We start from the raw sequence: 8,325 nt of genomic DNA on the forward strand, positions 1-8,325 counted from the left end.
AACTGCTCAGGTTCTACAACCCAATGCCCCAACAAGCCATATAATTTTTTTAGTGGTTTAAAAATAACACAATGTCAGCAAAATTAATTCAGCCATTTCTATTTTTTATGGCTTTCGACGTTACCATTTTAACATTTATAGATTATCATCTGTTTTATTTTTCAGACTGGCAGCGCCTTGAATACGATTACTCTTATCCAGCCAGATGACTGGCATGCACATTTACGTGATGGTTTAGCACTTCAACGTACTGTACCCGATCTTGCCAAGCAATTTTCACGCGCAATTTGTATGCCTAACCTAGTTCCACCTGTGAAAACGGTGGAAGAAGCAGAGGCCTATCGTGAACGCATCATGGCACACGTGCCTGAAGGTATCGCATTTGACCCTCGCATGGTGTTGTATTTTACCGATCAGACCTCGCCTGAAGAAGTTAAAAAAATAAAAGAATCTGCGCATGTGAATGCAATTAAACTTTACCCTGCTGGCGCGACCACCAATTCAGACAATGGGGTCAGCGACATTCGTAAAGTATATGCGGTGATTGAGCAACTTGAAGAGCAGCAAGTGCCTTTATTGTTGCACGGTGAAGTCACACATCATCATGTCGATATTTTTGACCGTGAAAAGCGTTTCCTAGATGAAGTGTTATCTCCTTTATTACAACAGTTCCCCAACTTGAAACTGGTACTTGAGCACATTACCACTTCTGAAGCCGCACAATTTGTTTTAGAACAAGGTCGCAATGTAGCAGCAACTATTACCCCACAACATTTATTGTTTAACCGTAATGATATGTTGGTGGGTGGTGTAAAACCGCATTTCTATTGTTTGCCAATTTTGAAACGTCAAACGCATCAACAAACATTATTGGAAGTTGCAACCAGTGGCAATCCTAAATTTTTCTTAGGCACAGACAGTGCACCACACTCAAAAAATGCTAAAGAAAATGCATGTGGTTGCGCAGGCTGTTATAGTGCCCCTACTGCAATTGAACTCTATGCGCAAGCTTTTGACCAAGTCGGCCGTATTGATCGCCTAGAAGGTTTTGCTAGCTTGTTTGGTGCAGATTTCTATTGTTTGCCACGTAATACCAACACCATTACCTTGGTAAAAGAAGAGCAAACTATTCCAACCAGTTTAGACTACTTGGATGGTGAACAAATTATTCCGCTATATGCGGGTAAAACCATTCAATGGAGAAAAGTGTGACAGATACAACTTTGCCCGTTATGGGGCAACGTTTTCGTGGTTTTTTGCCTGTGGTGGTCGATGTTGAAACCGCAGGCTTTAATGCCCAAACCGATGCTTTATTGGAAATTGCTGCTATTCCCATCATTTATGATGCTGAAGGCAAATTTGTTCCAGGTGAAGCGTATCATGCGCATATCAACCCATTTGAAGGGGCAAATTTAGACCGTCGCTCATTGGATTTTATTGGGATTGACCCATTTAACCCAATGCGTGTGGCCATGGCTGAAGATGAAAAAACAGCGTTAAAGCGGATTTTCAAATCTATAAATGAAGTGCGACGTCAGCAAAATTGTACCCATGCTATTTTAGTGGGTCACAATGCACATTTTGACTTAGGCTTTGTACAAGCAGCCATTGCCCGTACAGGCACTAAAAACCAAAATCCATTCCACAGCTTTTCTGTGTTCGATACTGTGACTTTAAGTGCTGTGATGTTTGGTCAAACGGTGCTGGCAAAATCATGTATTCAGGCAGGTATTGAGTTTGATGGTAAAGAGGCTCACTCGGCACTGTACGATACTCAAAAAACAGCGGAACTCTTTTGTTTTATTCTAAACAAACTTGCACCGCACTTGGTCGAAACCCTACTTAACCCTGAAACATAATCTCCCCCCAATTTCTCATTTTGATTGATCTAAACATGGCAGCCGTTAAACGTCTGCCATGTTTTTTATAGTAACAACTTATCTTTTACTCACCTTAGGCACTGAATCACTCTTTTAACCTTTATTTGGTTATAATGAGTCAGTTCAATTATTTGTGCTTTGCTGTCATGTTAAAAAAGATTCTCTTGGTTCTGGTCATTTTGGCGCCTTCTGCGTTATATATCTATATTGTTAACCGTGACAGCGACAAGGCAGAAACTCCAACTCAAACTGTACCCGCAACAGAAACAGCTGCAGAAAAGCAATACCAAACACCCGAACATTAAAATGGATTCGTTCAGCTAATTCTTTAGGCTCTAGACTAGCAGATTTACACTTAATTTTACCTAATGAGGTTCCACAGCTCAGTTGCTAACTCATTAGGTTCCCTCATCCAACGCCATTCAGTTTCTTTAAGATGATAATCAAAGTACTCTTTTGATATGCCGTTAAACTTTGCTAGCCTTCTTTTACAAAAGCTCCAAAATGATTCTATTCCATTTATATGACATTCTCCTCTAGCAAACTCATTTGCTCCGTGATTTACTCTAAAATGCTTTGAATAACCCACATCAACAAGACCATTATAGCCACGCCATCCATCACTATAAATCACACTCTCAAGTGAAACTTTACCAATGATAACCTCTTGTAAAGTCTTCATTTTACAGTCAGGTACGATTTCAGTATAGACGAGCCCATTACGTTCGAATATTCCAAATACTGGCTGTTTTAGAGTCCCACGACCACGCTTTAACTTTCCATGAAACCCACGTTGCCTTTTCGCTCCAAAATAGCTTTCATCTACTTCTATTGAACCAACAAACTTAGCTCTTAAATCTGTTTGATGATCATAGATAGTTTCTCTAAAAAGCATGTACCAATAGTTAATCGTATTACGATTTAAATTGAGTAATAAGGCTGTTTTGGAAGCAGGAATATCAACACAAAAGCATTGAATAATTTTTTTAATCTTGTAGTGACTTAATTTACTGTTTTCTATCATGATTCTAGACTAATATAATCATTTTGCTAGTCTAGAGCCATTAATATCAAATGAATCATTTCACCGCTCGCCATCCTGGCAATTGGTTGTTTCTTTTCTATTCATTCAATTCAATATACATAAAATGTGATGGAGATAGCATTTTATTTATTAAGAAATGTTACAAAGCTTCTTCGACAATTTTTTGATTTTTCGTCTTAATTTGCTGCATCTGTTTATTTAAATTTTCAATATCTTTATATAGCGCGATAAAGGGCTGAACCGCTTTCTCATCATGGAACATAAACATGCGGTTGCGTTTTTCCCATTTATATTTCTTTAGCAAGGCAAAGAGCTGATCGGCTTTGGCCAGACTCTGCTTTTCAATTTCAAAAATGGCATAGGCATCATTTTCCTGCTCGGTCGCTCTCAGGTTCTGTGCCAACTGCTGACGGTAACGCTGCTTGATATCGAGCTGTTTCACTTCTTCAATCTGGTTGGCTTCACGGCGCTTGATGGTGGCTTCATAGTCATCGACAATCTGATGCACTTGCTTGAGCATGGCTTCGGTTTCTTTATAGCCTTGGGTCTGATCCTTGGCGAGACGGTCGATATTCAGGAACTGATCCCACTTGGCTGCTTTGAGGTCACGTAAGTACTGGTTGCGTTCTTCGGCACGATCACGCATCTGGCCCAGCACATACTCGGCCATCACCGCATAGTCACCATCCAGCCGCTCTTCTTCAATCTCCAGCTGGATTGGTTTTTCCCAATCCTGCGCCTGCTCGAAAATTTCTGCCGTCTTTTCGGTCAGCACTGCCTCATATTCAATCAGCTGGGCTTTATCCTGCTTCTGCATGGTGTATTGATAGAACAAGCCAGCAAAGACCACCAGCGTTGCTCCAGCCAGAATGACAAAGACACGTGGCATGCACATGCTCCTCTGCTGCAGGTAAACATCGATTACCTTTTCATCAATATGCTGATTTTTTGGATAAAAAGCAATCTAGCTATACAAAAACCTACAGCAGCCATCGGGCTATTGCTTCAACCGATTTAAGCACGTTTTAAAGATGCAACGTGCTTAAACGGTCTTGAAGCTTTTAACAGCCATTGGCTGCACACCATTGATTCAGTAAAGTCCGGTCCACATTGTTCTGATTAAACTGCTCTCGGGCTCGCTGCACATTGGTGGCATTTCGGTCGATACCAAATGGCGCCAGCATCAGGTAAATACCATCGCGCGGATCAGCGGAGCGCAAGCCATCAGCAATTGACTGCACATATTGCTGCAGGCCCGGTGGTAAGTCATCCAGCCGTGCCGGATTAGATCTTGGTATAATCTCGATATCACCGGCATAATCAGCATTGACAGTATAGTCCTGCAGTTCACGTTCAATCTTCATCATCCGCATGTTTAAAGCCTTTTTCTGGCTATATTGTTCTTGCAAGGGAAGCATGAACTCTGTTTCTTCTCGCAATTCACGATCTGCCATTACGGTCAGTGTCGGCAAAGTGACGGGATCTGGCGCGGCATGAGCATCGACCAGGCGAAGTGCAGTAAACAGGCTCAGTAACATCAGAAAAGTTGTGTCGAGGGGACGCATAAGGAAAACCTCCGCATCATCATTTCAGTGGGAGAAACCTTATTCTTGCTTGAACTTGTGTAAAGGTGATCAGTATTCCTGTGAGCGTTGATACACGGTCATTACAGCCTGATCACTGGTGCTTGTTTCAGGCTAATTTTTAGCTGGAAATTAAGAATAAATGATCCATTTCCAGTAAATTCTAGAAATAAAAAATCCCCGACTGGCGGGGATAGATCTGTCAGCAATACCTTAAGGATATCGCGGCAATTGCACTGCAGGAACAGTATGATTCTGATTTTCCAGGAAACCGATATTCACCTTGTCCATATTGATGTTGAACTTGATGCCACGATCTGGATCCATACTATTACTACGGTCAATGCCGAAATTTCCCAGAATGGTATATAGCCCTTGAGTCGGGTCACTGGATTGCAAACCTTGGGCAATGGTCATGACATACTGTTGTAGCGCTGGCGACAGGGAGTTCAGATTCGGTTCCGGTATTGGCTGAAAATCCAGGTTGGCAACGATATCCGGATTGACCATGAAATTCTCGGCATTCCATGTCCCACGAATCACCTGATGCTGGAGCGCACGCAGATTCTTCTCTTCCTGTACAAATGGCACATAGCCGGTTTCATTACTCATTTCCGGTTCGGCCATCACGGTCATCTTCGGTAAAGTCACAACCTCTTTTTCTTCCTCTGCGTATACCCCTAGGCTGCAAGTGCCCAACAGGATGCCACATAACGATATTCTGATGCTGTTCATTGGCTTTACCCCATTTCTCTTGGTCACAGGCTGAATGCTGTGACCAATGAATTAAAGTCAGTTCTGGATTGGTTATTAACTAGCTTAGCGCGATTTTTTGCAGAACTCATGCTTCCTCAGATGAATGACATATAAACTAAAGGCTCTAGACTAGCAGATTTACACTTAATTTTACCTAATGAGGTTCCACAGCTCAGTTGCTAACTCATTAGGTTCCCTCATCCAACGCCATTCAGTTTCTTTAAGATGATAATCAAAGTACTCTTTTGATATGCCGTTAAACTTTGCTAGCCTTCTTTTACAAAAGCTCCAAAATGATTCTATTCCATTTATATGACATTCTCCTCTAGCAAACTCATTTGCTCCGTGATTTACTCTAAAATGCTTTGAATAACCCACATCAACAAGACCATTATAGCCACGCCATCCATCACTATAAATCACACTCTCAAGTGAAACTTTACCAATGATAACCTCTTGTAAAGTCTTCATTTTACAGTCAGGTACGATTTCAGTATAGACGAGCCCATTACGTTCGAATATTCCAAATACTGGCTGTTTTAGAGTCCCACGACCACGCTTTAACTTTCCATGAAACCCACGTTGCCTTTTCGCTCCAAAATAGCTTTCATCTACTTCTATTGAACCAACAAACTTAGCTCTTAAATCTGTTTGATGATCATAGATAGTTTCTCTAAAAAGCATGTACCAATAGTTAATCGTATTACGATTTAAATTGAGTAATAAGGCTGTTTTGGAAGCAGGAATATCAACACAAAAGCATTGAATAATTTTTTTAATCTTGTAGTGACTTAATTTACTGTTTTCTATCATGATTCTAGACTAATATAATCATTTTGCTAGTCTAGAGCCTTCTTTATTTGTGAGTTATTATTTTTTAAACAAATTGCAATTTAGTGATTGGATTTTATTTAATTCTGGTTTGACACTCACCTTAAAAATTAATAATATACGCATCACCTCACAACGTCCCTATCGTCTAGAGGCCTAGGACATCGCCCTTTCACGGCGGTAACCGGGGTTCGAATCCCCGTAGGGACGCCATTTATCGTGCTATACGATTATTTCTAATTCAAACATATTATTTTCAAGATTGCAGAATTGTAGTTTTTCTCTACAATACTTCGCTTCTTTTATTTTTTCTCCTATCACTTATGCAGTCATCCAATCATCAGAATGATGCTGTGCATCAAGGTCGTGCTGAGCCTTTAAAACGTGCAATGAGTACCCGCCATTTGGTTATGATTTCATTGGGCGGAGCCATTGGTACAGGTTTATTTCTTGGCTCAGGTGAAGTGATTGCACAAACAGGGCCTATTGGCGCAATTATCGCGTATATTTTTGGTGGTTTAATTGCCTACATGGTCATGCTGTGTTTGGGCGAACTTGCCGTACACTTGCCTGTTTCAGGTTCATTTGGTGCTTATGCCAAACAATATATTGGCCCAGGCACGGGTTATACCATTACTTGGCTGTATTGGCTCACGTGGTCAGTCACCTTGGGTACAGAGTTTACCGCTGCTGCCTTGCTCATGCAGGAATGGTTTCCGCATATTTCCATGTGGATTTGGACACTCATTTTTGGTGGCGTCGTGTTCAGTTTGAATATGATTTCAACCCGCCTTTTTGCAGAGTCTGAATTTTGGCTGTCATTAGTCAAAGTAGTCACCGTAATTGCCTTTATTGTTTTGGGTTTAATGGCTATTTTTGGCGCTGTATCTTATCAAGGTTATAGCTCCGCACCATTATTCAGCAATTTGACCGCACAAGGCTGGTTTCCTGAAGGTTTACTCCCTATTTTTGCCACCATGTTAATTGTGAATTTTGCCTTTTCAGGCACTGAGCTAATTGGTGTCGCTGCAGGTGAAACTAAAGATCCTGCCAAAAATGTACCCAAAGCCATTAACACTGCCATTTTCCGCCTGTTGATTTTCTTTGTGGGTACAATTGTCGTGATCAGTGCCTTATTGCCTCATCAGGCTGCAGGTTTGGCCGCTGAAGGCGTCAGCAGCAGTCCTTTTGTGACCGTGTTTAATCAGATTGGTATTCCTTATGCAGAAGATATTATTCGCTTTGTGATTATTACAGCTTTACTGTCTGCTGCAAACTCTGGCTTATTTGCAGCTTCACGGATGATGTGGTCGTTGTCACATCAAAAACAATTACCGCAGATTTTCTCTAAAGTGAATGCACGCGGTATTCCATACATTGCAGTGATGGTAACGATGTTAGGGGCAATGCCAGGTTTATTGTCTGAACAATTCGCACCTGAAACCATCTTTAAAAACCTGTTGGGTGTTGCTGCGTTTACTATGGTAGTGGTGTGGATGAGTATTTGTTTAAGCCAGTTCAATTTCCGACGTCAATGGTATAAACAAGGTAAAACCGTTCAAGACCTTGGCTTTGCATCACCACTGTTCCCGCTTGTCCCTATTTTAGGTTTTGTGTTTTGCTTTATCACCTGCCTTAGCATGGTATTTGACCCTGAAATGTGGGCTGGCTTTATTGGCTGTATGATTTTTATTGCACTGTGCTATATCAGCTATTACACGATTTATCATCCAAAATCATAAGTCTATATTCAACAGTTCACTTTAAAAATGAATACGAACAGGAGGGTAATCTAAAAGATTATTCTCCTGTTTTATTTTTGCGTTGTATTTAGATTAAAGATCAATCTTGTTGTTACATAAATTATTAAACTAGCTGAACTAAAAATGTGCACACTTCAAATTGTGTGAAAAGCATGATTTTTACCACTTAAATGCAATGACTTGAGCTGAATAGTTTTAATTTTATCCAGTCGGACATTTTTTTCAAAATTATTGCAGAAAAGCGTTTGACACCCCCCAATATACGCCCTATTATACGCCCACCTCTGAAACGTCCCTATCGTCTAGAGGCCTAGGACATCGCCCTTTCACGGCGGTAACCGGGGTTCGAATCCCCGTAGGGACGCCAATTTCAGAAGTAAGTATTTTTTTAAGTCCCTATCGTCTAGAGGCCTAGGACATCGCCCTTTCACGGCGGTAACCGGGGTTCGAATCCCCGTAGGGACGCC

At 41.1% G+C, this 8,325-nt stretch carries 9 protein-coding genes and 3 tRNA genes; 7 read left to right on the top strand and 5 right to left on the bottom strand.

All coding sequences use genetic code 11. The features are described 5' to 3' along the window. Positions 1–177 precede the first annotated feature (177 nt). From pyrC to HHA41_RS07435, 3 genes are all read left to right on the top strand, one after another. Positions 178–1,212, top strand: a complete 1,035-nt coding sequence (gene pyrC, locus HHA41_RS07425) for a dihydroorotase (RefSeq protein ID WP_168461199.1) — start codon at positions 178–180, stop codon at positions 1,210–1,212. Next, the gene (gene rnt / locus HHA41_RS07430) at positions 1,197–1,859 is read left to right on the top strand and encodes a ribonuclease T (protein WP_168418626.1); all 663 of its coding nucleotides are present in this window, start codon (positions 1,197–1,199) and stop codon (positions 1,857–1,859) included. The genes pyrC and rnt overlap by 16 nt, the downstream gene beginning before the upstream one ends. 167 nt (positions 1,860–2,026) lie before the next feature. After that, positions 2,027–2,185 carry a hypothetical protein gene (locus HHA41_RS07435; protein ID WP_168418627.1) on the top strand — a complete coding sequence of 53 codons (159 nt, stop codon included), beginning with the start codon at positions 2,027–2,029 and terminating at the stop codon, positions 2,183–2,185. A gap of 56 nt (positions 2,186–2,241) precedes the next feature. Here the strand turns inward: HHA41_RS07435 and HHA41_RS07440 are convergent, their stop codons facing one another. The 5 genes from HHA41_RS07440 to HHA41_RS07460 form a co-directional block, all read right to left on the bottom strand. After that, positions 2,242–2,904 (bottom strand): IS1595-like element ISAcra1 family transposase, encoded by a 663-nt coding sequence (locus HHA41_RS07440; protein ID WP_168461200.1) that lies wholly within the window; start codon positions 2,902–2,904, stop codon positions 2,242–2,244. A 160-nt stretch (positions 2,905–3,064) separates the two neighbouring features. Next, positions 3,065–3,814, bottom strand: coding sequence for a hypothetical protein (locus HHA41_RS07445; RefSeq protein WP_034589131.1), 750 nt, complete (start codon positions 3,812–3,814; stop codon positions 3,065–3,067). 172 nt (positions 3,815–3,986) lie between these two features. After that, complete coding sequence (locus tag HHA41_RS07450; RefSeq protein ID WP_168461201.1) at positions 3,987–4,490, bottom strand: hypothetical protein; 504 nt, start codon at positions 4,488–4,490, stop codon at positions 3,987–3,989. A 231-nt stretch (positions 4,491–4,721) separates the two neighbouring features. Next, on the bottom strand, positions 4,722–5,243 hold the full coding sequence (locus HHA41_RS07455) for a hypothetical protein (RefSeq protein ID WP_034589135.1): 522 nt from the start codon (positions 5,241–5,243) through the stop codon (positions 4,722–4,724). 171 nt (positions 5,244–5,414) lie between these two features. Next, the gene (locus HHA41_RS07460; protein ID WP_168461200.1) at positions 5,415–6,077 is read right to left on the bottom strand and encodes an IS1595-like element ISAcra1 family transposase; all 663 of its coding nucleotides are present in this window, start codon (positions 6,075–6,077) and stop codon (positions 5,415–5,417) included. Between the two features lie 155 nt (positions 6,078–6,232). On the opposite strand from HHA41_RS07460, the gene HHA41_RS07465 reads away from it, so the two are divergent. The 4 genes from HHA41_RS07465 to HHA41_RS07480 all read left to right on the top strand — a co-directional run bounded on the left by HHA41_RS07465 (position 6,233) and on the right by HHA41_RS07480 (position 8,323). Then, positions 6,233–6,308 (top strand) — tRNA-Glu (locus tag HHA41_RS07465). Positions 6,309–6,418: 110 nt separating this feature from the next. Next, a complete protein-coding gene (locus HHA41_RS07470) occupies positions 6,419–7,837 on the top strand; it encodes an amino acid permease (RefSeq protein WP_168461202.1) in 1,419 nt (472 codons plus the stop codon). A gap of 312 nt (positions 7,838–8,149) precedes the next feature. Next, positions 8,150–8,225, top strand: a tRNA-Glu gene (locus HHA41_RS07475). A 25-nt stretch (positions 8,226–8,250) separates the two neighbouring features. Continuing rightward, positions 8,251–8,323: transfer RNA gene (locus HHA41_RS07480), tRNA-Glu, on the top strand. The last annotated feature ends 2 nt before the right edge of the window (positions 8,324–8,325 follow it).

It is taken from the genome of Acinetobacter sp. A1 (assembly GCF_012371315.1).
Taxonomy (GTDB): domain Bacteria; phylum Pseudomonadota; class Gammaproteobacteria; order Pseudomonadales; family Moraxellaceae; genus Acinetobacter.